This is a genomic window from Aquamicrobium segne (genome assembly GCF_042656785.1).
GTDB classification, from domain to species: domain Bacteria; phylum Pseudomonadota; class Alphaproteobacteria; order Rhizobiales; family Rhizobiaceae; genus Mesorhizobium; species Mesorhizobium segne.
Genome location: NZ_JBHSLL010000074.1, coordinates 1 through 628, shown reverse-complemented (window position 1 = coordinate 628; position 628 = coordinate 1). Strand labels below are relative to the sequence as shown.

At 68.8% G+C, this 628-nt stretch carries 1 protein-coding gene; it reads right to left on the bottom strand.

Annotation, left to right across the window (positions count from 1 at the left end; genetic code table 11):
• Positions 1–87: 87 nt before the first annotated feature.
• The coding region (locus ACFPLB_RS17530; protein ID WP_378232078.1) for a DUF3991 and toprim domain-containing protein at positions 88–628 on the bottom strand (541 nt) is incomplete at its 5' end.

Below are 628 nucleotides of genomic sequence, written 5' to 3'. Positions count from 1 at the left end.
GCCGCCTCTCCGTTCGGCCGGGTCAAGGGCCGGCGCATGCCGGGCGCAGCTTCACCCTTGATCGCGGCCGGCGGGCATGCGGCAGACCTATCCTTCCTCATTCTCCTCGGCTTCTCGCTCCTTGGTGCGCGCGCGCAGAGCATCGTTCCAGTCATCAAGCGGAGGCAGGAGGCGAGACCAGGCAGCGCCTGCTTCTTCAGCGATCTCGTAGAGGCGCTCGGCAAACACGTTGCCCTGCTTGTTCGCGTCAGTCGCCGCGACGAGTTCCGCGCCGGGACGCGCGGCGAGCAGGCGTAGCGCTTCTGCCGTTGCCGGCGACCAGCCCCCTCCGGCGCTGAGATAGACCGAACCGGCCCGCATCTCCTCGATGGCCGCCAGACTCAGGGCGTCGATTGCCGCCTCCGTCACGCACAGCCGCAGCGCGTCCGGCCGTCCGAGGCGAAACAGCACCTTGGCGCCACCGGCGGCGAAGCCACGCCAATCCGGGCCACGCTCCTCCCAGCCCGTGATAGCACCGTCACTGTCTGTATGGGCAGCCCACATGCTGCCATGCGGCCCCTCGCGGAGACGATTGGCGGCGATCGCAATGCGGATAATCCGTTCGCTCAGGCCGCGCTGGTCCCTCAGA